The organism is Mesorhizobium sp. BR1-1-13 (genome assembly GCF_020165515.1).
GTDB lineage: Bacteria > Pseudomonadota > Alphaproteobacteria > Rhizobiales > Rhizobiaceae > Mesorhizobium.
Genome location: NZ_JAIUIH010000006.1, coordinates 125,197 through 146,122, shown reverse-complemented (window position 1 = coordinate 146,122; position 20,926 = coordinate 125,197). Strand labels below are relative to the sequence as shown.

At 64.0% G+C, this 20,926-nt stretch carries 22 protein-coding genes; 10 read left to right on the top strand and 12 right to left on the bottom strand.

The features are described 5' to 3' along the window. Positions 1 to 15 precede the first annotated feature (15 nt). The 3 genes from LB533_RS16145 to LB533_RS16135 all read right to left on the bottom strand — a co-directional run bounded on the left by LB533_RS16145 (position 16) and on the right by LB533_RS16135 (position 2,501). Positions 16 to 579, bottom strand: coding sequence for a TIGR02281 family clan AA aspartic protease (locus tag LB533_RS16145; RefSeq protein ID WP_140640595.1), 564 nt, complete (start codon positions 577 to 579; stop codon positions 16 to 18). Positions 580 to 766: 187 nt separating this feature from the next. Continuing rightward, entirely contained in the window at positions 767 to 1,396 is a 630-nt protein-coding gene (gene upp / locus LB533_RS16140) for a uracil phosphoribosyltransferase (protein WP_140496366.1), read from the bottom strand. 130 nt (positions 1,397 to 1,526) lie between these two features. After that, complete coding sequence (locus LB533_RS16135) at positions 1,527 to 2,501, bottom strand: adenosine deaminase (RefSeq protein WP_140640593.1); 975 nt, start codon at positions 2,499 to 2,501, stop codon at positions 1,527 to 1,529. Positions 2,502 to 2,634: 133 nt separating this feature from the next. Here LB533_RS16135 and ubiE point away from each other — a divergent pair, with 133 nt between their 5' ends. The 3 genes from ubiE to coaBC are packed head-to-tail and all read left to right on the top strand — an operon-like array spanning position 2,635 to position 6,534. Next, positions 2,635 to 3,411: a bifunctional demethylmenaquinone methyltransferase/2-methoxy-6-polyprenyl-1,4-benzoquinol methylase UbiE gene (gene ubiE / locus LB533_RS16130; RefSeq protein ID WP_224677715.1), complete on the top strand. Its 777-nt coding sequence runs from the start codon at positions 2,635 to 2,637 to the stop codon at positions 3,409 to 3,411. Between the two features lie 13 nt (positions 3,412 to 3,424). Beyond that, complete coding sequence (gene ubiB / locus LB533_RS16125) at positions 3,425 to 4,999, top strand: 2-polyprenylphenol 6-hydroxylase (RefSeq protein WP_224677714.1); 1,575 nt, start codon at positions 3,425 to 3,427, stop codon at positions 4,997 to 4,999. Positions 5,000 to 5,055: 56 nt separating this feature from the next. Continuing rightward, positions 5,056 to 6,534, top strand: coding sequence for a bifunctional phosphopantothenoylcysteine decarboxylase/phosphopantothenate--cysteine ligase CoaBC (gene coaBC / locus LB533_RS16120; protein WP_224677713.1), 1,479 nt, complete (start codon positions 5,056 to 5,058; stop codon positions 6,532 to 6,534). Positions 6,535 to 6,607: 73 nt separating this feature from the next. Here coaBC and LB533_RS16115 read toward each other — a convergent pair whose 3' ends face one another. After that, the gene (locus tag LB533_RS16115) at positions 6,608 to 7,555 is read right to left on the bottom strand and encodes an invasion associated locus B family protein (RefSeq protein WP_224677712.1); all 948 of its coding nucleotides are present in this window, start codon (positions 7,553 to 7,555) and stop codon (positions 6,608 to 6,610) included. Between LB533_RS16115 and LB533_RS16110 the strand changes: the two genes are divergently transcribed. Further along, on the top strand, positions 7,554 to 7,832 hold the full coding sequence (locus LB533_RS16110; protein WP_224557047.1) for a hypothetical protein: 279 nt from the start codon (positions 7,554 to 7,556) through the stop codon (positions 7,830 to 7,832). The two genes, LB533_RS16115 and LB533_RS16110, sit on opposite strands and share 2 nt — an antisense overlap. Before the next feature lie 123 nt (positions 7,833 to 7,955). Next, positions 7,956 to 8,432 carry an NUDIX hydrolase gene (locus LB533_RS16105; RefSeq protein WP_224677711.1) on the top strand — a complete coding sequence of 159 codons (477 nt, stop codon included), beginning with the start codon at positions 7,956 to 7,958 and terminating at the stop codon, positions 8,430 to 8,432. Between the two features lie 5 nt (positions 8,433 to 8,437). Here the strand turns inward: LB533_RS16105 and LB533_RS16100 are convergent, their stop codons facing one another. The 5 genes from LB533_RS16100 to LB533_RS16080 all read right to left on the bottom strand — a co-directional run bounded on the left by LB533_RS16100 (position 8,438) and on the right by LB533_RS16080 (position 13,657). Next, positions 8,438 to 9,289, bottom strand: coding sequence for a citryl-CoA lyase (locus tag LB533_RS16100; RefSeq protein WP_224677710.1), 852 nt, complete (start codon positions 9,287 to 9,289; stop codon positions 8,438 to 8,440). Then, on the bottom strand, positions 9,286 to 10,470 hold the full coding sequence (locus tag LB533_RS16095) for a CaiB/BaiF CoA transferase family protein (protein ID WP_140640581.1): 1,185 nt from the start codon (positions 10,468 to 10,470) through the stop codon (positions 9,286 to 9,288). Before LB533_RS16095 ends, LB533_RS16100 begins: the two co-directional genes overlap by 4 nt. A 15-nt stretch (positions 10,471 to 10,485) precedes the next feature. After that, positions 10,486 to 12,009: a tripartite tricarboxylate transporter permease gene (locus LB533_RS16090; protein WP_224677709.1), complete on the bottom strand. Its 1,524-nt coding sequence runs from the start codon at positions 12,007 to 12,009 to the stop codon at positions 10,486 to 10,488. 4 nt (positions 12,010 to 12,013) lie between these two features. Further along, complete coding sequence (locus LB533_RS16085) at positions 12,014 to 12,550, bottom strand: tripartite tricarboxylate transporter TctB family protein (protein WP_224677708.1); 537 nt, start codon at positions 12,548 to 12,550, stop codon at positions 12,014 to 12,016. 129 nt (positions 12,551 to 12,679) lie between these two features. Continuing rightward, positions 12,680 to 13,657, bottom strand: a complete 978-nt coding sequence (locus LB533_RS16080; RefSeq protein ID WP_140624402.1) for a Bug family tripartite tricarboxylate transporter substrate binding protein — start codon at positions 13,655 to 13,657, stop codon at positions 12,680 to 12,682. Positions 13,658 to 13,840: 183 nt separating this feature from the next. Between LB533_RS16080 and LB533_RS16075 the strand changes: the two genes are divergently transcribed. After that, a complete protein-coding gene (locus LB533_RS16075; protein WP_224677707.1) occupies positions 13,841 to 14,689 on the top strand; it encodes an IclR family transcriptional regulator in 849 nt (282 codons plus the stop codon). 112 nt (positions 14,690 to 14,801) lie between these two features. Here the strand turns inward: LB533_RS16075 and LB533_RS16070 are convergent, their stop codons facing one another. After that, positions 14,802 to 15,341: a GNAT family N-acetyltransferase gene (locus tag LB533_RS16070; RefSeq protein ID WP_224677706.1), complete on the bottom strand. Its 540-nt coding sequence runs from the start codon at positions 15,339 to 15,341 to the stop codon at positions 14,802 to 14,804. A 308-nt stretch (positions 15,342 to 15,649) separates the two neighbouring features. On the opposite strand from LB533_RS16070, the gene LB533_RS16065 reads away from it, so the two are divergent. The 3 genes from LB533_RS16065 to LB533_RS16055 all read left to right on the top strand — a co-directional run bounded on the left by LB533_RS16065 (position 15,650) and on the right by LB533_RS16055 (position 18,693). Next, positions 15,650 to 16,627, top strand: coding sequence for a tripartite tricarboxylate transporter substrate-binding protein (locus LB533_RS16065; protein ID WP_224677705.1), 978 nt, complete (start codon positions 15,650 to 15,652; stop codon positions 16,625 to 16,627). A gap of 73 nt (positions 16,628 to 16,700) precedes the next feature. Continuing rightward, complete coding sequence (locus LB533_RS16060; RefSeq protein ID WP_224677704.1) at positions 16,701 to 17,174, top strand: tripartite tricarboxylate transporter TctB family protein; 474 nt, start codon at positions 16,701 to 16,703, stop codon at positions 17,172 to 17,174. Positions 17,175 to 17,184: 10 nt separating this feature from the next. Beyond that, entirely contained in the window at positions 17,185 to 18,693 is a 1,509-nt protein-coding gene (locus LB533_RS16055) for a tripartite tricarboxylate transporter permease (protein ID WP_140513750.1), read from the top strand. 1 nt (position 18,694) lies between these two features. Here the strand turns inward: LB533_RS16055 and nth are convergent, their stop codons facing one another. Further along, a complete protein-coding gene (nth, locus tag LB533_RS16050) occupies positions 18,695 to 19,498 on the bottom strand; it encodes an endonuclease III (protein WP_224677703.1) in 804 nt (267 codons plus the stop codon). Between the two features lie 22 nt (positions 19,499 to 19,520). Between nth and LB533_RS16045 the strand changes: the two genes are divergently transcribed. Next, positions 19,521 to 20,015, top strand: a complete 495-nt coding sequence (locus LB533_RS16045) for a DUF2244 domain-containing protein (protein WP_140640565.1) — start codon at positions 19,521 to 19,523, stop codon at positions 20,013 to 20,015. Between the two features lie 47 nt (positions 20,016 to 20,062). Here LB533_RS16045 and LB533_RS16040 read toward each other — a convergent pair whose 3' ends face one another. Next, on the bottom strand, positions 20,063 to 20,878 hold the full coding sequence (locus tag LB533_RS16040) for a class I SAM-dependent methyltransferase (protein WP_140640563.1): 816 nt from the start codon (positions 20,876 to 20,878) through the stop codon (positions 20,063 to 20,065). Positions 20,879 to 20,926: the final 48 nt, after the last annotated feature.

The following is a 20,926-nucleotide window of genomic DNA, read 5'->3' as shown; positions in this document are numbered from 1 at the left end:
ACCGGCGATGCCCGCTCATTGGACAAGAAGCAGTGTGCCGTTTTCGGCCTGGTATTTGCCCAGCCGATTGAGAAAGCTCATGCCGATCAAATTGGTGCGCAGCGCCTTGTCATCGAGCACGATGGCCTGCACGTCGTTGACGGTGATGCCGCCGATCTGCAGACGGTCGATCATCACCACCGCCGCGTTGATCGTGCCGTTAGCCGTGTTGACCTCATGACTGAAGTCCGACGGGTTCAGCGACAATCCGATCCTGCGCGCCGTCGAGGTGTTGACGGCGACCAGTGTCGCTCCGGTATCGATCATGCCGTCGATCTGGCGTCCGTTCAGTTTGAAGGCCGACGAGAAATGCCCTCGCGCGTCAGCCGTGACGACAACCTTGCGGCCCATCGGCAACGGCGCCACCGGCTTGTCGGAAGCCGCTGCCAAGGCGACTTCCGGACGGGCGTCGCCCGCCGGCTTGGCCGTCATCGCCTTTTTCAGCAGGCTTTCGAACATCTGCGGATTCGACTGATAGACAATCGGGATGGATGCCGATGTACCGGCAAGGACGCTGAGGATAAGTAGCTTGCGCAGCATGGATCGGCCCCGGCGCATGACCCCGAAAATCGGGATCGATTTTCGGAAAGGATCACGCGCAAATCAAAGTGCTGCGGCGTCCGACAGGACGCGCGGCGCTGTCGTGAAGGCCGATCCTTAACACCGGGATGGTGTTTGCCGTTTTAACGCCGCTCGAAACCGCGCCGTTGCGTAAACTTTCGGTAAATCACTTTGTCCCGTACATGCGGTCGCCGGCGTCGCCGAGGCCGGGCATGATGTAGCCCTTCTCGTTGAGCTGGCGATCTATGGAAGCCGTGAAGACGGGAACGTCGGGGTGTGCCTTCGTGAAGCGCTCGATGCCTTCGGGCGCCGCCAGCAGGCACAGAAAGCGGATGTTGGTGGCGCCGCGCCCCTTCAACTTGTCGATCGCCGCGATCGCGGAATTGGCGGTGGCCAGCATCGGATCGACGACGATGACCAGCCGGTCGGCGAGATCGCTCGGCGCCTTGAAGAAATATTCGACCGCTTCCAGCGTCTCATGGTCGCGGTAGAGGCCGATATGGGCGACGCGGGCCGCCGGCACCAGATCGAGCAGGCCTTCGAGCAAGCCGTTGCCGGCGCGTAGCACGGAGGCGAAGACCAGCTTCTTGCCTTCCAGCGTCGGCGCCTCCATCGTTTCGATCGGCGTTTCGATGGTCGTCGTCGTGAGTTCGAGATTGCGCGTCACCTCATAGCCGAGCAGCAGCGAGATCTCGCGCAGCAGCCGCCGGAAACCGGCCGTCGAGGTCTCCTTCTTGCGCATGATGCTCAGCTTGTGCTGGACAAGCGGGTGGTCGACGACGGTGACGCCCTTCATGATGTGCTCCGACGTGGTTCGTGGTGAGTAGCCAATAGTGAGTAGTGAATAGTGAGCCGATTTGCGAGTCCCGATGCTCGCTCGGCCCAACTGCCCACTGCTGGCCAGTCACTGTTCACCCTGCCTTCATTCACCTGGCCTTCGCATCCAGCCGGCTGAGCAGCGTCGCCTTGGTCTTCCTGTCGACGAAAGCCGCCTCGATGGCCGTTCGGGTGACGGCGGCCAGCGCCTTCTCGTTCATCGAGAAATATTCCGCCGCGATGTCGTATTCGCGTTTCAGCGAGGTCCAGAAATAGGGCGGGTCATCCGAGTTGAGCGTCACCTTGCAGCCGGCCGCGAGCAGGGCGGAGAATGGGTGAGCAGCAAAACTGTCGAACACTTTCAGCGCAATGTTGGAGCCGGGACAGCATTCCAGCACCACCCCCTCCTCGGCGATGCGCCGGACAAGATCGGGATTCTCGATGGCGCGCACGCCATGGCCGATGCGCGACGGGCGGATGTGATCGAGCGCCGCCTGGACCGTCTCCCACCCCGTCAGTTCGCCTGCATGGACGGTAATCCCGAGCCCGGCCTCGCGGGCGATTTCGAATGCCCTGACGTAGTCCTCCATCTCGCCGACCCTCTCGTCGCCGGCGACACCGAAGCCGGTCACCAGCGGATGTCCGCAGCGCGCGGCGAAGCGCGCTGCCTGCTCTATGGACTCGACGCCGGCATGGCGCACGCCGGTGACGATCATGCGGCCCTCGATGCCGGTCTTGGCCTTGGCGCGGGCCATGCCTTCGCCGAGCGCGTCAGTATAGGCCTTGGGCGACAGGCCCGCCTTCGTGGCATGATCCGGCGAGGTGAAGACCTCCGAATAGATGGCGCCGTCCCGCGCCAGGCTGGTCAGATAATGATCGGCCAGTCGCGCATAGTCTTCCTCGGTCCGGAACAGGTCGGAGGCGAAATCATAGGCGGCGAGAAAGGAGGTGAAATCGTGCCAGACGAAAGAGCCGTTCTGGATATAGGGCGAGGTGTCCTTGCCGTATTTCTGCGCCTGGCGGATGACGAGTTCCGGTGCCGCTGCCCCTTCGATGTGGCAGTGCAGTTCCGCTTTCAAAGGCATTCAAACATCCCGTCGGTCAGTCCAGGTCTCGAAACCCGCCACCTGGAAGCGCGGCCGAACACCGCGCCTTAAACAATAGCGCCCGCACCATCGATCGGCTATGGTCCCGCCGGTTTTATGACGGATCAAAAAAATGTCAGTTGAGAGAACCACGGCCGCCGGCGGCATGGAAACCTTCTATGGTTTCAAGCGTGTAGGGGCAGGCGACAAGCAGCCCCTGGTCAACGATGTTTTCCACAAGGTCGCCAACCGCTACGACCTTATGAACGACCTGATGTCGGGCGGCCTGCACCGGCTGTGGAAGGATGCCATGGTAACCTGGCTCAATCCGCCGAAGCGGCCGGGCTGGCGCGTGCTCGATGTCGCCGGCGGCACCGGCGACATCGCCTTTCGCGTCGTCGATGCCAGCCATGGGCATGCTCATGCCACCGTGCTCGACATCAACGGCTCGATGCTCGCCGTCGGTCGCGACAGGGCGCAAAAAAAAGGCATGTCCGGCAACACCGACTTCGTCGAAGCCAACGCCGAGGAACTGCCCTTCGCGGACGCCACCTTCGACGCCTACACCATCGCTTTCGGCATCCGCAACGTGCCCAGGATCGACGTCGCGCTCGGCGAAGCATTCCGCGTGCTGAAGCCGGGCGGGCGACTCCTGTGCCTGGAATTTTCCGAGGTCGAGATGCCGTTGCTCGACAAGGTCTATGAGGCCTGGTCGTTCAAGGCCATTCCGAAGATCGGCAAGGCCGTCACCGGCGACGGCGAGCCTTATTCCTATCTCGTCGAGTCGATCGCGAAATTCCCCAACCAGGCGAATTTTGCTTCCATGATAACCCGCGCGGGCTTCGATCGGGTCTCGTTCCGCAACTATTCCGGCGGCATCGCCGCGCTTCATTCGGGCTGGAAGCTTTGAGGCAGGCCCGGGCATGAGCACCGTCAGCGCTGGATTTCGGCTCATGCGGGCCGGCTGGGTGCTTGTACGCGAGGGCGTCGTCGCCGCTTTGCCTGGCGAGGAACTGTCCGGCCTGCCGAAATTGGGCTGGCGGCTGGCGCGGCTGTTTACCCGCCGCCGCGCGCTCGCCTATGAGCGCAGCGACCGGCTGGCCAAGGCGGTGGTCCGGCTTGGGCCGTCCTATGTCAAGCTTGGCCAGTTTCTGGCGACACGACCCGACGTCGTCGGCAACGACATGGCGCTCGATCTCGCCATGCTCCAGGACAAGATGCACACCTTCCCGACGGCCGAGGCGGTGGCGGCCATCGAGGGCTCGCTCGGGCGCAAGCTCGGCGACCTCTACACGCAGTTCGGCGACCCGGTCGCCGCGGCCTCCATCGCCCAGGTCCATGCCGCTGAAACGGTCGATGGCGGCGTCGCCAGGAAGGTAGCGGTCAAGGTGATCCGGCCTGGCGTGCGCCGCCGCTTCTTCCAGGATCTCGAAAGCTATTTCCTCGCCGCCCGCCTGCAGGAGAGATACATCCCCTCCTCACGCCGGCTGCGGCCTGTGGAGGTGACCGAGACGCTGGCGCAGACCACCAAGATCGAGATGGACCTGCGCCTCGAGGCGGCCGCGCTTTCGGAACTTGGTCAAGGCACCAGGGAGGATCCGGGCTTTCGCGTCCCTTCCGTCGACTGGGAACGCACCGGCCGCGACGTGCTGACCATGGAATGGGTCGACGGCATCAAGATGAACGACATCGCCGGACTCGCCGCCGCGGGACACGATCTGAGGGCAATCGCGGCCAACCTGATCCAGTCGTTCTTGCGCCATACGCTGCGCGACGGCTTCTTCCACGCCGACATGCATCCGGGCAACCTGTTCGTCGAGGCTGATGGCACGATCGTCGCCGTCGATCTCGGCATTGCCGGCAGGCTCGGCAAGAAGGAGCGCCGGTTCCTCGCCGAAATCCTCTACGGCTTCATCACGCGCGACTATCTGCGCGTCGCCGAGGTTCATTTCGAGGCCGGCTACGTGCCGCGCCAGCACAATGTCGCGGCCTTCGCCCAGGCGATCCGTGCCATCGGCGAGCCGATCCATGGCCAGCCCGCCGAGACCATCTCCATGGCCAAGCTTCTGACGCTGCTGTTCGAGGTGACCGAACTCTTCGACATGGCGACGCGGCCCGAACTGATCCTCCTGCAGAAAACCATGGTGGTGGTCGAGGGCGTAGCGCGCACGCTCGATCCGGCCTTCAACATGTGGAAGACCGCCGAACCTGTGGTCAGCGGCTGGATATCAGGAAATCTCGGGCCAAGCGGCCTGCTGGCCGACGCCCGCGATGGCGGCAAGGCGATGCTGACGCTGATCCGCCAAGCCCCCGAATTGGCAGCGCGCACCGAGCGGCTGTCGCGCGAAATCGACCTGATGGCCGAGCATGGCCTGCGCTTCGACGAGGCGACTGCCCGCGCCATCGGCAAGGCCGAAGCACGCTATACCCGCTCCGGCCGCGTCGCGCTGTGGGTGATCGCGCTGACGCTGGTCTATATAGCCTGGAAGCTGTTTTGATCGCTTGCAATGCTAGCAGCATCATTGCTAGCATTGCAAGCGACCGAGGAGTGAAAATGGGCACGATCACTGTCCGCAATCTTGCCAACGACGTGAAGCAGAAGCTGCGAGAGCGGGCTGCGGCGCGCGGTGTGTCGATGGAAGAAGAGGCGCGTGAGGTGCTCGCCAAAAGCGTTCTATCCGTGGAAGCAGATGCTGCGTCCGACGGTAAAACCCTTTATGCGGCTATCCGAGATTTGGTCGAACCGCACGGCGGTTTCGCAATTGATTTGCCCCAACGGGGTCAATCCTTGGGAAGCCGCATGAGCCTCTCCGGCAAGCGCATCCTGCTCATCATCGGCGGCGGCATCGCCGCCTACAAGGCGCTCGACCTCATCCGCCGGCTGCGCAAGCGGGGCGCTGCGGTGCGGACAGTGATGACATCGGCGGCGCAGGAGTTCGTCACCACGCTCTCGGTCGGCGCGCTTTCGGCAGACCATGTCTTCACCGACCTGTTCGACCGCAATGACGAGCACGATGTCGGCCATATCAGGCTGTCGCGCGAGGCCGATCTGCTGGTTGTGGCGCCCGCCACCGCCGATCTGATGGCCAAGCTCGCCAACGGCCACGCCAATGATCTTGCCTCCACCGTGCTCCTGGCCACCGACAAGCCGGTGTTGATGGCGCCGGCCATGAACCCCAGAATGTGGGCGCATCCGGCGACGCGGCGCAACCGTGCGGCGCTGCACAAGGATGGCATCACCTTCGTTGGCCCCGCCAAAGGCGAGATGGCCGAGAGCAACGAGGCTGGCGAAGGCCGCATGGCCGAGCCGCTGGAGATCGTCGCCGCGATCGAAGCGCTGCTCGATGTCGCTCCCAAGCCGCTGGCCGGCAAGAGGATCATCGTCACATCGGGCCCGACGCATGAGCCGATCGACCCGGTGCGCTACATCGCCAACCGATCGTCGGGAAAGCAGGGCCATGCCATAGCGGCGGCATTGGCCAGGCTCGGCGCCGAGGTGAGGCTGGTCTCCGGTCCCGTCAGCATCGCCGATCCGGCTGGTGTGAAGACCATCCATGTCGAGCGGGCGCAGGAGATGCGCGATGCCGTGCAACAGCTTCTACCGGCCGATGCGGCGGTATTCGTCGCCGCCGTCGCCGATTGGCGCACCGACAGCCCAGCCGGCGAGAAGATCAAGAAAGCGCCGGGCGAAGGCCCGCCGGTGCTGCGCATGATCGAGAACCCCGACATCCTTGCGGGCGTCGGGCATCACAAGCAGCGGCCGACGCTGGTGGTCGGCTTCGCAGCCGAGACGCAAGACCTTTTGCGCAACGCCGAAGCCAAGCTGAGGAAGAAGGGCGCCGACTTCATTGTCGCCAATGACGTGTCGCACGAAAGCGGCATCGGTCCATCCGGTGTGATGGGCGGCGACCGCAACCGTGTTCGCATCGTCTCGAAGACCGGCGTCGAGGAATGGCCCGAGATGAGCAAGGACGAAGTGGCGACCCGGCTCGCCACCCTGATCGCAGAACGGCTGAAGACGACCGCAGCGTGACGAGCTGGACCGTCGGAATCCCGCAAAAACAAAGGCTTAGCGCAGGCTAGCGATTCTATGGAACCCTGAACCGCTAGTCGGCAAGTAGCTCCGCGGTCCGCGCAAGCGCACTGCCGAAGCCATTGAGCGGAATGGAGAAGCTGACCGCTTGGCCCGTATCCGCCGCGAAGGCATCGATCTTCAAGGTGGTGCCCGCCTTGAGCATGGGGATTGCGTTGGCATCGAACGCCACCGGCACCAGACAGCCGACGGCCTGGCAGGTGTTGAACTGCAAGCTGCCATCCAGTTTCTGGTCGTCGATCGTCAGGCTGACGCCCTTGGCGAGCGCCAGGCCGAACGGCAAGGCGAGCGTGCCGGTCGCGTCTTCGCCCGTCCTGCTCGACAGCTCTATCGCCAGCAGACGCTGGTTGCTTTGCTTGTTGAACTGCTGGTGTGACAGGCTGCATGCCTTGGCAGCGCCCGATATCTGGCAGTTGACCGCCCAGTCGCCATGGGTTTCGGAGAGGGCCGATGCGCCGCCGGGCAACTGTGGCTGGTTGGCGGCGGGCGCGGCCGCCGCTTTGTCGCCTTTTGTCTGCGCCGCCGCGGCCGGCAGACCGGCAATGCAGGCAGCCCCCAGCATCGCCGCCAGATACGCATGCTTCCTCATAAGGACCCCTTTTGCCCGGCTCCACCCCTGAGCCAGCTGGATGCTGACCCTGAGGGACGCACTGTCGGCGTTCTGTTTGACCGTTTCCTCGAAGGCGCCGTTACATCCGATAGACATGCCGACGCCGTTGACGCCATGGAATTCGAGGCCGGCGTCAACCCGATAGAGCGGTGAATCGACCGCTTCCGTCAAGTGCGATGCCGGGTTGCGGGGGCAGATTCTCCTCCGCCGCGAAGGGGGTGCGATCACGCGATTTCCTGTTAATCGACACTCTGGCGTAGCATGAGAGGACAAACGCACTATATGTAGAGTGAAGTTTTGTTTGTGCGGGAATAAGCAGATGTTGGCGCTTCGGCCATCGACGGTTTTCATGACGGCGGCATTGGCAGCCTCGACGCTGGCGGGCATCTGTCTGCCTGCTTCCGCGCAGGTGCTCATTCCCTCCGTCGACAACAACGCGTTGATCCAGCAGAACGATCTGCAGGCCTTGCAAAATCGTGTCCAGCGGCAGCAGTTTCAGCAGCAGCAGCAACAGAATCGGGCTCAGGACCGGGTGATCGTGCAACAGCCGCCGCCCATCGTGCCGCGGGTCAGGCCGAACTGCCAGACGCAGATAATCGGCAACACCGCCGTAAGCACCTGCCGCTGAGGCGGGCTTCCCTTTTATTTAGCCGACTTACATGGTAGGGGCGTTCAGGTGCCCCTGCGGCAGTTTGGGTTTTGCAACGACACCGCGTCACGGTATGGGCACTGCACCGACTGGATTTTACGAATGGCAGCCACCAAGAAAAAGGCCGTGCGCAAGGCCAAGAAGGGCGAGACGATCCGCCAGGTCGCGGCTATCCCTTTTCGGCTGGACCAGCGCGGCGACATCGAGGTGATGCTGGTCACCTCGCGCACCACCAGGCGCTTCATCGTACCCAAGGGCTGGCCGATGAAAGGCAAGAGCGGACGCAAGGCGGCCACCATCGAGGCGCAGGAAGAAGCGGGCGTAATCGGCAAGACCCTGAAGCAGCCGGCGGGCACCTATTCCTATTGGAAGCGGTTGGCTAACCGTTTCGTCCGCGTCGATGTCATCGTCTATCTGTTGGAAGTAACGCAAGAGCTTGCCGACTGGCAGGAAGCCAAACGGCGGCAACGGGCCTGGCTGGCGCCGGCCGATGCGGCCATGCTCATCGACGAACCCGAACTTTCGACGCTGGTAAGGACCTTGAAGCTTCCCCAGCCCGCACAAATCGGCCCCGCGTAAAGGCCTCACGCCCCGGCGCCGTTCTCTTCGGGGGGCGATCGCACCGGCGTACCGGTATAGGCCCACAGCCATTCGCGTGGCAGCGGACCTTTGTTCCGCTCGGCTTGCTGCGATTGTTCCCAGGCATGCGCCAGGATGCCGACCGAGCGCGACAGCACGAAAAGCCCGCGCGTCAGCGGTGGCGGAAAGCCGAGCTCGCCGTAAATGACGGCGGTCGCGCCATCGATGTTGAGCGGTATCTTTTTGCCCTTGCGTCGCGCGACCTCCGCCTCGATCGCCTCGGCGATGTCGGCGAAGCGGCCATTGATCACGCCGCGCGCGGCAAACTCCCGAGTCAGTTCCATCAGGCGCGGCGCGCGCGGGTCGACCGGATGGAAGCGATGGCCCAGCCCCGGCACGTAGCCCTTTTCCCCGGCAAAGAACCGGTCAAGCCGCCCCGAGACAGCCTCTTTCAGCGTCGTACCGCCATCGAGCGCCGCGGCAATGTCGCCATAGAAGGCAAGCGCCTGCTCGCCGGCGCCGCCATGCACGTCGCCAAGCACGTTGATGGCCGACGCCATGGCGCTGTTGATGCCGACACCGCAGGTCGCCGCCATGCGGGCGATGGCGATCGACGGCGCCTGCGGCCCGTGGTCGACTGCGGCGCCCAGGGCAATGCCGAGCAGCGCGGCCTCTTCCTCGCTGGGCAATTCGCCACGCAGCATGAGCCAGATGACAGCCGGGAAACTGACGCGGCCGATCAGGTCCTGGATTTCATAGCCGCGCAGCCGGATGACGCCCGGCCGCATTTCGATGATGCCAGTCTGCCACCACTCCTCGCCGCGCTCGCGGCCGGTTTTCTCGTCCGTCCCGCTCATGTCAGTGCCTTTGCCTTGGCTCGCGGCGACAGGCCGGCGAACACCTCGTCCATATGCTCGCCCAGGGCCGGCGGCGGCAGCGTCGGCAAGGGCGCGGCACCATCGACCGTGAAGCCGCCGCGCAGAACCGTCAGCGGCCTCTCCATGTCAGCCACGCCGTCGAAATCCCTGGTCATCTGGCGCTCGAGCACCTGCGGTTCGGCCAGCACTTGCGGGATCGTCAGCACCCTGCCCGCCGGCACCCCGGCGCGGTTCAGTTTTTCTTCCCACGCAGCCGCCGGGCCATTCGCCAGCGCTTCCTCGATCTCGATCTTCAGCGCCGCACGGTTCCTCTTGCGCGTCTCGCGCTCGGCAAAGCGCGGATCCGACGCCAACTCCGGCCGCTCGATAAGCCGGCAAAGCGTTACGAACTGCTCCTGCTTGTTGGCGGCGATGTTGAGCAGGCCGTCGCCGGTGCGAAAGGCGCCCGACGGTGCCGCCGTCATGTTCTCATTGCCCATCGGCATGGGATCGACCCCGGCCGTCAGATAGTTTGAAACCGGCCAGCCAAGCGCCGACAATGTGCATTCAAGCATCGATACGTCGAGGAAGGCGCCCTCGCCGCTCGTCTTCTGCCTCACCAGCGCCGAGACGATGGCGAAGGCCCCGACCAGTCCGCCCAGCGTGTCGGCGACGGGATAGCCGACACGCAAGGGTGCCGTCTCCGGCGTGCCGGTGATGCTCATAATGCCCGAAAGGCCCTGGATGATTTGGTCATAAGCCGGATTGTCGCGCATCGGCCCGGTCTGGCCAAAGCCCGAGATCGCGCAGTAGACAAGGCTGGGGCGGACCGCCTTCAGCGCCTCGTAACCGAGGCCAAGCCGGTCCATGACGCCGGGGCGGAAGTTCTCCACCAGCGCATCGGCGCTGGCGACCAGGTCCAGGAAGCGTTCGCGCTCGGCTTCCTTCTTGAGATCGAGCACGACGGAGCGTTTGCCGGCATTCTGCGCCAGGAACGAAGCGCCCATGCCGGCCTGGTTGAGTTCCGGCGAACCGCCGAGCTGGCGCGCCAGGTCGCCGCCTTGCGGCGCCTCGACCTTGATCACGTCGGCGCCGAGCAGCGCCAACTGGTAAGCGCAATAGGGCCCGGCCAGGACGTTGGTCAGGTCGAGCACGCGGATACCGGAAAGCAGGTCTGTCATGTCACTTCAAATCGATCAGGCATCGCCCGGCACATGCTCCGGCCCGCGCAATCGGCGGCGTTCGATGTAGGCCCAGATATGCGGCCCGACCAGGCCGATGAAGGCCAGCGTCAGCAGGGTCAGCGACAGCGGGTGCTTGTAGAACACCGACCAGTCGCCGTTCGAGATCGTCATGGCACGGCGGAACTGGGTTTCGGCGAGCGGTCCCAGGATCATGCCGATGATGACGGGCGCAGTCGGGAAATCGAAGCGCCGCATCAGGAAGCCGGCCGCGCCCAGGAGATAGAGGATGGCGAGGTCGATCGGCGATTGCGAGATGCCGTAGGTGCCGACGGTGGCGAAAACCAGGATGCCGGCATAGAGCTGCGGTGCCGGGATCTTCAACAGCCGCACCCAAAGCCCGATCAGCGGCAGATTGAGGATGACGAGAATGATGTTGGCGATGAACAGGCTGGCGATCAGTCCCCAGACCAGATTGCCTTGTGTCGTCAGAAGCAGAGGGCCTGGATTGATGCCGTAGCTCTGGAAGGCCGAAAGCATGATCGCCGCCGTCGCCGAGGTCGGCAGGCCGAGCGTCAGCATCGGCACCAGCACGCCGGCGGCCGAGGCATTGTTGGCGGCCTCCGGACCGGCGACGCCCTCGATGGCGCCAACCGTGCCGAATTCCTGCTTGTGTCTCGAAAGCTTCTTTTCGATGGCATAGGACAGGAAGGTCGGGATCTCGGCGCCGCCGGCAGGCATGGCGCCGATCGGGAAGCCTATCGCGGCGCCGCGCAGCCAGGCCTTCCATGAGCGCCCCCATTCGGCCGCCGTCATGTAGAGCGAGCCCTTCAGCGGCACGATCTCGTCCTTCCCGGCATAACGGCGCGAGGCCATGTAGAGCGTCTCGCCGACGGCGAACAGGCCGACGGCGGCGATGATGACGTCGACGCCGTCGAGCAGTTCGGTCATGCCGAACGTGAAGCGCGGCTGGCCGGTCTGCAGGTCGACCCCGATCATGCCGATAACAAAGCCGGCGAACAGGCTGGTCAAGCCGCGCACCGAGGACGAGCCGAGCACCGCCGAAACCGTGATGAAGGCCAGTACCATCAGGGAGAAATACTCGGCCGGGCCGAAGGCCAGCGCGAACCTGACCACGATAGGCGCCAGGAAGGCGACGCCCAGCGTGCCGAGCGTGCCGGCGACGAAGGAGCCGATCGCCGAGGTGGCAAGTGCTGCGCCGCCGCGCCCGGACCGGGCCATCTTGTTGCCTTCCAGCGCGGTGACGATCGTGGCGCTTTCGCCTGGCGTGTTGAGCAGGATCGACGTCGTCGAGCCGCCATACATGGCGCCGTAATAGATGCCGGCAAACAGGATGAAGGAAGCCTCCGGCGCAACCTGATAGGTAATCGGCAGAAGCAGCGCGATGGTCAGTGCCGGACCGAGGCCGGGCAGCACGCCGATGGCAGTGCCAAGCGTGGTGCCGAGCAGGCACCACAGAAGATTGACCGGGGTGAAGGCGACGGCGAAACCGTGTGCGAGATGGCCTAGCGTTTCCATGGCGTCAGCCTCCCAGCGTGCTGGTGAACGCATCGATCACCGTATTCAGCTGGTTCTCGATGAAACCGGCGCCGATATTGACGCCGAGCGCCTTGGCGAAGCCGAAATAGGCGGCCAGCGCCAGCACGAGGCCAGTGAGCGCATCGCGCAGCGTATGCCGGCTGCCGAAGCCGTAGCAGACCAGAACGAACATGATGACGGATGCCGCGGTGAAGCCGAGCGGCTGGATCAGGAGCAGGTTGGCGATGAGACCGATGACGACGACGCCCATCGCCTTCCAGTCGGTCGGCGTCTCCCTTTCCTCCTCCGGCTGCCAGCCGCCGCGCAGTGCGGCGACGATGAGCAGGAGCGAAAGAACCACCAGGCCGAACATGGTGAGATAGGGAAAAACGGTCGGGCCGACCTTGGAGTAGAGCGGCGACACCGGGATCGCCAGCGTCTGCCAGGCGACCGCCCCGGCACAGGCCAGAAGCCCGATGCCGATCAGCAGTTCGGGTACGGCAAGGCGCGAGGACGCAGCCTGCTGGTCGCTGGTGCTCATGAATGTCCTCCCAAGACAGCCGGCATCTCACAGCCGGCTTTTATCCTATCTTCATTCCCGGTGATCGCATGTCCATGCGAACGGCGGGAGGAAAAAGGGCGGACCATGGACCGCCCCCTTCAGGGGAAATCAGGCGAGGCCGAGATCCTTGAGGATGGCTTCGATGCGAGCCGTATCCTCGGCAAGGAACTTCGCATAATCGTCGCCGGTGAGCAGGATGGGCGTCCAGTTGCGGTTCTTGCATTCGGTGGCCCAGGCATCGCTCTTGGCCATGGTCTCGACCAGCGTGATCATCGCCGCCTTATCGGTATCGGAGACGCCGGGGGGTGCGAAGACGCCACGCCAGTTGAACAGTTCGACATCGATGCCGGCTTCCTTCAGCGTCGGCGCATCGATGCCCTCCTGCCGCTTGTCGGCGGAAATGGCGAGCAGCCTCAGTGCCCCGGCCTTGACCTGTTCGGAGAACTCGCCAAAGCCGGAAATGCCCGCCGCCACCTGGTTGCCGAGCAGCGCCGACAGGGCCTCGCCGCCGCCGGCGAACGGCACATAGGACAGGTTTGTCGCCGGCACGCCAGCCGTCTTGGCGATCAGCCCGAACAGGATATGGTCCGAACCGCCGGCCGAACCGCCGGCGACGGGAACCTTCGTCGGATCCTCTTTAAGCGCGGCGACGAAATCCGCGGCCGTCTTGAACGGCGAGGCCGCCGGTACCACCAGCGCTTCGAACTCGCCGGTGAGCCGGGCGATCGGCGTGACCTGCGTCAAATTATTGGCAGCCTTGTTGGCGATGATGGCGCCGACCATGACCATGCCGCCAACCATCAGCGAATTGCCCTTGCCGTTCCATTGACTGATGAATTGCGGCAGCCCGACCGTGCCGCCGGCGCCGCCGACATTGGTGATCTGCGAGCCGGAGATCAGCTTCTCGCTGCGCAGCACCTGGTCCATCGTGCGCGCAGTCTGGTCCCAGCCGCCACCGGGCGCCGCCGGCACGAAAATCTGGATCTGCGGCGTGCCTTGGGCAAGGGCGGGAGAAAGACGCGACGCCACCAGCCCGGCGGCCCCCGCGGCAGCGGTGCTCATCAAAAATCTGCGTCTGTTCAGCATGGGATTCCTCCAAATCACGACACCTCCTCCGGTGCCCGCCAAAAACGCGCCTGAAACCAGACCCGTGCTTGAGTTCAAGCAGACTTTACCGCGTTCCGTCAACAGGAACGATATTCTGCTGGACAGAATGCTCGAGCTGCGCGACACAATCGCGCCGCTCGACTTTTGTTCGACTGGGGACCAATGAATTCGGCAGGCAAACCAGCTGGCATCGAAATCCGGAGTACGTCAGCCGACGGTGTTGCCGCGCTTGACCGGGCCATTGCCATCCTCGATGCATTCACCACGGCGGACCGCTCGCTCAGCCTTTCCGAGATCGCGGCCCGAACCGGCCTCTACAAGAGCACCATTCTGCGCCTGGCCAATTCGCTTTTGCGCGGACAATTGCTCGAGCGCCTGGACGACGGCCGTTACCGCATCGGACCGGCCAGCTTCCGGCTCGGCGCGCTCTATCAGCGGTCGGTCGTGGCGGTCGACATCCTACTGCCGATCATGCGCGACCTCTGCGAGCTAAGCTGGGAAAGCGTTGCGTTCTATGTCCGCTCGGGAGACGTGCGCACCTGTCTCTACCGGGTCGAGTCCAAGCATCCTATCCGCTATACGATCCGCGAGGGTGACGTCCTGCCGTTGCTGGTGGGCTCCGGCGGGCGTGTGCTGGCGGCGTTTTCCGGACAGCCGGGCGAACCCTACGAAACCATCCGCAAGACCTGCAACTGCCTCGCCATCGGCGACCGCGACCCCCAGACGGCGGGCCTGTCGGCGCCGGTGTTCGGGCCGGGGCGGGTTTTGCTCGGCGCCTTGACCCTGGCCGGCCCGAGCACACGCGTCGACGCGCCCTTCCTGCGGCGCATGCGGCGGCCGCTGCTCGAGGCGGCGGCCCGCGCCACCCGCGCCTTCGGCGAGGATGCCTCGATGCTCGATGAAGCGGCTCGCGAAGCCGCGGTGCAAACGGATAATACCAGTCCCGGCGCGGTTATCAGGAGCAGACGGCGTTCTCGGATCATTTCGACGCCCTTGCGGAGCGACCGCTAATGCATGCCGCCCAAAGGGACCTCGGTTTCTGGAGAACGACATAAAACAAGAACGCTAAGCGCAGCGCAGGAGTCCGTTTCCACGCGACGCGCTTTAGACACTTGCCGAGTGCTCAGGCCAACCGCTCCAGCAGGATGGTCGGGGTTTCGTGATAGACGGTCCGCGCCACCGCCCGGTAGCCGCACTTCGTCGCCACGTTCAAGGAAGCGGTGTTTTCGGGGTCGATGATGCAGACGGTTTTGCCACGTCCGAAGGTCTCGTCGCCCCAGCCAAGCACGCGGCTGACGATCTCGGTGGCGAGGCCAGCGCCGTGGGCGGCCGGAGCGAGCGCCCACCCGGCCTCCGGAATGCCCTCTATCGGCGGCTCCATATCGCGCTTGAGGTCGTGAAAGCCGGCCTCGCCGACGAAACGGCCCGTCGCCTTATCCTCGATCGCCCAGAAACCGTAGCCGAGCAGCGACCAGAGCCCGGCGTGACGCAGGAAGCGCATCCAGCTCTCTTCCCGAGTGCGCGGTCTGCCGCCGATGAAGCGGGTGACGACCGGATCGGCCCACATGGCGACATAGGCGTCGAAATCCTCCAGCCGGTGCGCTCGCAGGATGGCGCGCGTCGTTTCGATAACCGGAACGCCGCTTGTGTCGTGATGGTTCATGGGTCGCCCTCGCTCAAACCTGCAAAGCACCTAGCAAATCACCCGCCGCGAACAAGGGCCAGGCCAGAACGGGTCATCTTCCAGACAGACGGCGCGCGCTTGGCGTGCCCGATCCAGCCGGGACAGCCATTCCTCCGATGGTCCGGCCGCGCCGCATGGACCGCCAGCCAGAACGGTTGCGGATATCAGCACTTTGCCATTTGAGTACGATTGCAATCTGTTAGCCTGCCCTAGTTGTACCCGTGCAGCCGGTGTCGAGGAGAACTCCGCGCAGCGGTTGAAGATTTAAGCTCTGGGAGGAAATCACGATGAGAAGATTTGTCGCCGCTCTGGCTGCCGCCGTGGCCGTCACGCTTTATCCGCTCGCCGCAGGCGCGCAAACCTATCCCGAACGCACCATCACCGTCGTGGTGCCGTTTGCGGCCGGCGGCCCGACCGACACGGTCACACGTCTCGTCGCGGAAGCCATGTCCAAGGATCTCGGCCAGCAGGTCATCGTCGAGAATGTCGGCGGCGCCGGCGGCACGCTGGGCGCGGGCCGCGTCGCCAAGGCCGAGCCGGATGGTTACACCCTGCTCCTCCATCACATCGGCATGGCCACCAGTGCCACACTCTACCGAAAGCTCGCCTACGACACGCTGAACGCCTTCGAATATGTCGGCCTCGTCACCGAGGTGCCAATGACCATCGTTGGCCGCAAGGACCTCGAGCCGGCCGATTTGAAGGGATTGGTCGAGTACGCCAAGGCCAACAAGGATAGCGTCACCGTAGCCAATGCCGGCATAGGTGCTGCCTCGCATCTCTGCGGCATGCTGTTCATGAGCGCTATCAAGACGCCGCTGGTCACCGTCCCCTACAAGGGCACCGGCCCGGCCATGACCGATCTCCTCGGCGGCCAGGTCGACATCATGTGCGACCAGACGACCAACACCACCAAGCAGATCCAGGGCGGTACGATCAAGGCCTACGCCGTCACCTCGCCGGAGCGCCTCGATGTGCTGCCCGATGTCCCGACGACGACGGAAGCCGGCCTTCCCGAAGTGCAGGTCAGCATCTGGCACGGCCTTTATGCCCCCAAGGGCACTCCGGCGGAGATCACCGAAAGGCTGTCGAAATCCCTGCAGGTCGCGCTGAAGAACGAGAACGTCGCCGCCCGCTTCGCCGAGCTCGGCACCAGGCCGTCGCCCGAGGCCGACGCGACGCCGGCCGCGCTGAAGGCCAAGCTGGAAAGCGAGATCACGCGCTGGAAGCCGATCATCGAAGCCGCCGGCCAGTACGCCGACTGAGGTTTGAACGGGGCGCCGCCCGCGCCCCGTTTTCGCTTCGGTATCGTCGCGCCCGCAGCCTGGGAGGAACGTCATGAAGGCTTTCGCAATCGACAGGACGAACGGCATATGCGCTGCGCTGTTCATCGGTTTCGGCGCATTTTTCGCGTTGCAGTCGCTCGGCCTGGAAATCGGCACCGCCTTCCGCATGGGGCCGGGCTATTTCCCGCTGGTGCTGGCGATCGTGCTGATCCTGCTTGGCCTCGTCATCCTCGTCCAGGCGATGCGATTCGAGGGCGATCCGATCGGCCACATTGCATGGCGCGGCTTGCTGTTCATCCTTCCCGCTCCGATCTTCTTCGGCCTGACGGTGCGCGGACTCGGCTTCATTCCGTCAATCTTCCTGACGGCGCTGATCGCATCGTTCGCCAGCGGCCGCATGAAACCACTGACCGCGTTCGTGCTGTCGGCCGGCCTAACCCTGTTTGCATTCTTCGTCTTCAGCTACGCACTCGGCCTTCCGTTCCGGCGCTTCGGGCCATGGCTCACTCCGTGGCTGCCATTGTGAGGAGATGAGCATGGAGCTCCTCGACAATCTGGCGCTCGGCTTTTCGACCGCTTCATCGCTGACGAACCTTGGTTTCTGCCTGATCGGCGTCCTTCTGGGCACGCTGATCGGCGTCCTGCCCGGGATTGGCGCCACCGCGACCATCGCCATGCTCTTGCCGATTACCTTTCAGATCGGCGACCCGGTTTCCTCCCTCATCATGCTCGCCGGCATCTATTACGGCGCGCAATATGGCGGCTCGACCACAGCCATTCTCATCAACATGCCCGGCGAATCGTCGTCGGCCGTTACCGCGATCGACGGCTACCAGATGGCCAGGAACGGCCGCGCCGGCGCGGCACTCGCGATTGCGGCGATCGGTTCGTTCTTCGCCGGCACCGTCTCGACCTTCCTCGTCGCCATCTTCGCCCCGCCGCTGACCTCGATTGCGCTGGAATTCGGCGCGGCCGAATATTTTTCGCTGATGGTCGTCGGCCTTGTCTCGTCGGTCGCGCTTGCCCATGGTTCGATCGTCAAGGCGCTGGCGATGGTCGTGCTCGGTCTGTTGCTCGGCATTGTCGGCACCGATATCTACACCGGCACGCCGCGCTTCACGCTCGGCATCCCCGAATATGCCGACGGGCTGAATTTCGTCGCCGTTGCGGTCGGCGTCTTCGGCATCGCCGAGATCCTGCGCAACCTCGAGAACGAGCATGAGCGCTCGGTGATGATCCGAAAGGTTTCAGGGCTCATGCCCACCCGCGACGACTTCAGGCGCATGGCGGCGCCCATCGTGCGCGGAACGATCATCGGTTCAGCGCTCGGCATCCTGCCGGGAGGCGGCGCGATCCTCGCGGCCTTTGCCTCCTACACGGTCGAAAAGCGCGTATCGAAAAATCCGGAAGAATTCGGCAAGGGCGCGATCGCAGGTGTCGCCGGACCGGAATCGGCCAACAATGCCGGCGCGCAGACCTCCTTCATCCCCATGCTGACGCTCGGCATTCCAGCCAATCCGGTCATGGCACTGATGATCGGCGCGATGATCATCCAGGGCATCGTGCCCGGCCCGAATGTCGCGACCGAACAGCCGGCGCTTTTCTGGGGCATCATCGCCTCCATGTGGATCGGCAACCTGATGCTGATCGTCCTGAACCTGCCGCTGATCGGGCTCTGGGTGAAGCTGCTCACGATCCCCTATTACGTGCTTTTCCCGATCATCATGGCGTTCTGCTCGATCGGCGTTTACAGCGTCAACACCAATGTCTACGACCTCTACGCCGTCGCCTTTTTCGGCTTCCTCGGCTATCTCCTGACCAAACTGCGCTGCGAACCCGCGCCCCTGCTGCTCGGCTTCGTGCTTGGCCCCCTGCTCGAGGAAAATCTCCGCCGGGCCATGATTCTGTCGCGTGGGGATCCCAGCGCCTTCGTGACGAGACCGATCAGCGCCGGCCTGCTCCTCATCGCGCTCGCCGTGCTCGTCATCGTTTTCCTGCCCGCGGTCAAGAAGAAGCGCGAAGAGGTTTTTGTGGAGGAGAGTTAACTTATTGAATTCCGCTAGCTTCCTCGATCGGTGCGATCTCGACCAGCGGCGCCGGCACGCTGGTCGTCTTTTCCTGCGCCTTGCAGAGATCGGCGATGACACAGGCCGGGCAATCCGGCTTGCGCGCCTTGCAGACATAGCGGCCATGCAGGATCAGCCAGTGATGCGCGTGGCGCATATATTCGTCGGGAATGATCTTCAACAGCCCCTGCTCGACCTGTTCGGGCGTCCTGCCGGGCGCCAGTCCTATGCGGTTGCCGATGCGGAAGATGTGCGTGTCCACGGCCATCGTGTGCTGGCCGAAGGCCATGTTGAGCACGACATTGGCGGTCTTGCGCCCGACCCCCGGCAATTTGACCAGTTCGTCCCGGCTGTCCGGCACCTCGCCACCATGATCTCGAATCAGCGCCTGCGACAGCGCGATGACATTCTTGGCCTTGTTGCGCCACAGACCGATGGTCCTGATATAGTCGCCCACCCTTGCCTCACCCAGATCCAGCATTTTGTGCGGCGTATCGGCGACTTTGAACAGCGCCCGCGTCGCCTTGTTGACGCCGGCGTCGGTCGCCTGCGCCGACAGCACGACGGCCACCAGCAGCGTAAAGGCGTTGACATGTTCGAGTTCGCCCTTCGGCTCCGGCCGCTGGACGGCAAAGCGTCGGAAAATCTCGTGCACCTCAGCCGGGCTGTAGAGCGGCCTGGATCGGACGGGCCTCGGACGCGGCTTGGCGTTCGGGCCGTCGCGCCGTCCAGGCAGTGGTTTCTTTTCGGATTGTGCGGGTACTTTGGACTTGGGGCTTGCCATTTCCTTCCTATAATATCCAGATATGGACGACACAAACGCCTCGTTCCAGGCGGACGAACCCTTCTTCAGCGCCTTGCTGACCCCGCATCGGTCGCTGGGCAAGACCGGCTTCGCCGTGCTGATGGGCGCTCTGCTGTTCGGCTGGCTGGTGACCGGGGCTTTTTTTCTGTCGCGCGGCGCCTGGCCGGTTTTCGGCTTCTTCGGTCTGGACGTGGTCGCCGTCTATATCGCCTTCCGCATCAATTATCGCGCCGCCCGCGCCCGCGAGGAGGTGTCGATCTCGCGCACCAGCCTCAATATCCGCAAAACCGCGCCGTCGGGAAAATCGGAAGCGCACCGCTTCAACCCGTTCTGGGCACGCTTTTCGGTCGCCCGTCACGCCGAAATCGGCATCACCCGGATGGCGGTCGAGGCGCAGGGACAAAACGTGCCGATCGGCAGCTTTCTCGACCCCGATTCCCGCGAAAGCTTCGCCACCGCCTTTTCACGTGCGCTCGCCACCGCCAAGGCGCGCTAGCCGAAACGATTTGCGTCCAGCCCGCTTCGAACAAGTGGTACGACGACTTAGAAGCGATAGCGCAAAAGCCTGCCGATCTTGCGCAGTGCGGGGATGTGTTTCCAAAGCCGAACGAACAGCTGCGCGGACCAACTCATGCGGGCGGCATGTTCAGGTCTATAGGCCGGAATGTCTTCGATGAATCGCAGCTTCGGGACAGCCAGCTCCAGTTCGTGCGGATCCTCGATCGCCCAGTGGACCTCGGCGCCGGTCGCCTTGATCGCCGGATTGAGGCGCAGCAGCTTCAGGCCGAAACCGCTGTAAGCGTCGAAAATCAGGTCGCCGCCGGCAAGATGTATGACCAGGCGCGAGAACAGGCGGAATCCTTCCTCGGCCGGAAGATAGGGCGTCAGCCCCTCCGCCACCACGATGGCCGGTCGGTTGCGGGGCACTTCAGCCAGCCAGTCCGGTTCAGTCACCGACGAAGCGATGAGACGGTAGCGGTCGCGCGGCGGATAAAGCTTGCGCCTGAGTTCAATGACTTCCGGATAGTCGACATCGAACCAGTCAACGCCTGGTGGGGGATCGACCCGGAAGATGCGCGTGTCGAGCCCGCACCCCAGATGCAGCACGATGGCCCCAGGATTTCTGGCCAGAAACTCCTCGACGCGGACGTCCAGCGTCTTTGCCCTGATCGCCAGGCCGATGCCGAGATTTCTGTCGACCTTGAGCCTTGAGAAATCATAGTCGATCTTGCGCACCGCCTCGTCGGCGAAACGATCCCCAAGCAGCGAATGGGGCATCCGGCTTTCCAGCGCCTTACCGTAGAGCGTCATCAGCAAGGTTTCTTTCGCGCCGGCGAGATTTACCTTTTCGCCCGCCATGACGACTCCTGGGCTCAAAACCAGAGTTTATCTGGGTATGCGCCGCAA

What these genes read in the sequence shown, in the direction of transcription:
- LB533_RS16100 (WP_224677710.1), bottom strand. Translation starts at nt 9,289, where the DNA reads ATGAGCGGGACGGACGAGAAAACCGGCCGCGAGCGCGGCGAGGAGTGG.
- LB533_RS16085 (WP_224677708.1), bottom strand. Translation starts at nt 12,550, where the DNA reads ATGAGCACCAGCGACCAGCAGGCTGCGTCCTCGCGCCTTGCCGTACCC.
- LB533_RS16095 (WP_140640581.1), bottom strand. Translation starts at nt 10,470, where the DNA reads ATGACAGACCTGCTTTCCGGTATCCGCGTGCTCGACCTGACCAACGTC.
- ubiE (WP_224677715.1), top strand. Translation starts at nt 2,635, where the DNA reads ATGTCAGTTGAGAGAACCACGGCCGCCGGCGGCATGGAAACCTTCTAT.
- upp (WP_140496366.1), bottom strand. Translation starts at nt 1,396, where the DNA reads ATGAAGGGCGTCACCGTCGTCGACCACCCGCTTGTCCAGCACAAGCTG.
- LB533_RS16075 (WP_224677707.1), top strand. Translation starts at nt 13,841, where the DNA reads ATGAATTCGGCAGGCAAACCAGCTGGCATCGAAATCCGGAGTACGTCA.
- LB533_RS16115 (WP_224677712.1), bottom strand. Translation starts at nt 7,555, where the DNA reads ATGAAAACCGTCGATGGCCGAAGCGCCAACATCTGCTTATTCCCGCAC.
- LB533_RS16135 (WP_140640593.1), bottom strand. Translation starts at nt 2,501, where the DNA reads ATGCCTTTGAAAGCGGAACTGCACTGCCACATCGAAGGGGCAGCGGCA.
- LB533_RS16055 (WP_140513750.1), top strand. Translation starts at nt 17,185, where the DNA reads ATGGAGCTCCTCGACAATCTGGCGCTCGGCTTTTCGACCGCTTCATCG.
- LB533_RS16065 (WP_224677705.1), top strand. Translation starts at nt 15,650, where the DNA reads ATGAGAAGATTTGTCGCCGCTCTGGCTGCCGCCGTGGCCGTCACGCTT.
- LB533_RS16105 (WP_224677711.1), top strand. Translation starts at nt 7,956, where the DNA reads ATGGCAGCCACCAAGAAAAAGGCCGTGCGCAAGGCCAAGAAGGGCGAG.
- nth (WP_224677703.1), bottom strand. Translation starts at nt 19,498, where the DNA reads ATGGCAAGCCCCAAGTCCAAAGTACCCGCACAATCCGAAAAGAAACCA.
- coaBC (WP_224677713.1), top strand. Translation starts at nt 5,056, where the DNA reads ATGGGCACGATCACTGTCCGCAATCTTGCCAACGACGTGAAGCAGAAG.
- LB533_RS16070 (WP_224677706.1), bottom strand. Translation starts at nt 15,341, where the DNA reads ATGAACCATCACGACACAAGCGGCGTTCCGGTTATCGAAACGACGCGC.
- LB533_RS16090 (WP_224677709.1), bottom strand. Translation starts at nt 12,009, where the DNA reads ATGGAAACGCTAGGCCATCTCGCACACGGTTTCGCCGTCGCCTTCACC.
- LB533_RS16045 (WP_140640565.1), top strand. Translation starts at nt 19,521, where the DNA reads ATGGACGACACAAACGCCTCGTTCCAGGCGGACGAACCCTTCTTCAGC.
- LB533_RS16040 (WP_140640563.1), bottom strand. Translation starts at nt 20,878, where the DNA reads ATGGCGGGCGAAAAGGTAAATCTCGCCGGCGCGAAAGAAACCTTGCTG.
- LB533_RS16060 (WP_224677704.1), top strand. Translation starts at nt 16,701, where the DNA reads ATGAAGGCTTTCGCAATCGACAGGACGAACGGCATATGCGCTGCGCTG.
- ubiB (WP_224677714.1), top strand. Translation starts at nt 3,425, where the DNA reads ATGAGCACCGTCAGCGCTGGATTTCGGCTCATGCGGGCCGGCTGGGTG.
- LB533_RS16110 (WP_224557047.1), top strand. Translation starts at nt 7,554, where the DNA reads ATGACGGCGGCATTGGCAGCCTCGACGCTGGCGGGCATCTGTCTGCCT.
- LB533_RS16080 (WP_140624402.1), bottom strand. Translation starts at nt 13,657, where the DNA reads ATGCTGAACAGACGCAGATTTTTGATGAGCACCGCTGCCGCGGGGGCC.
- LB533_RS16145 (WP_140640595.1), bottom strand. Translation starts at nt 579, where the DNA reads ATGCTGCGCAAGCTACTTATCCTCAGCGTCCTTGCCGGTACATCGGCA.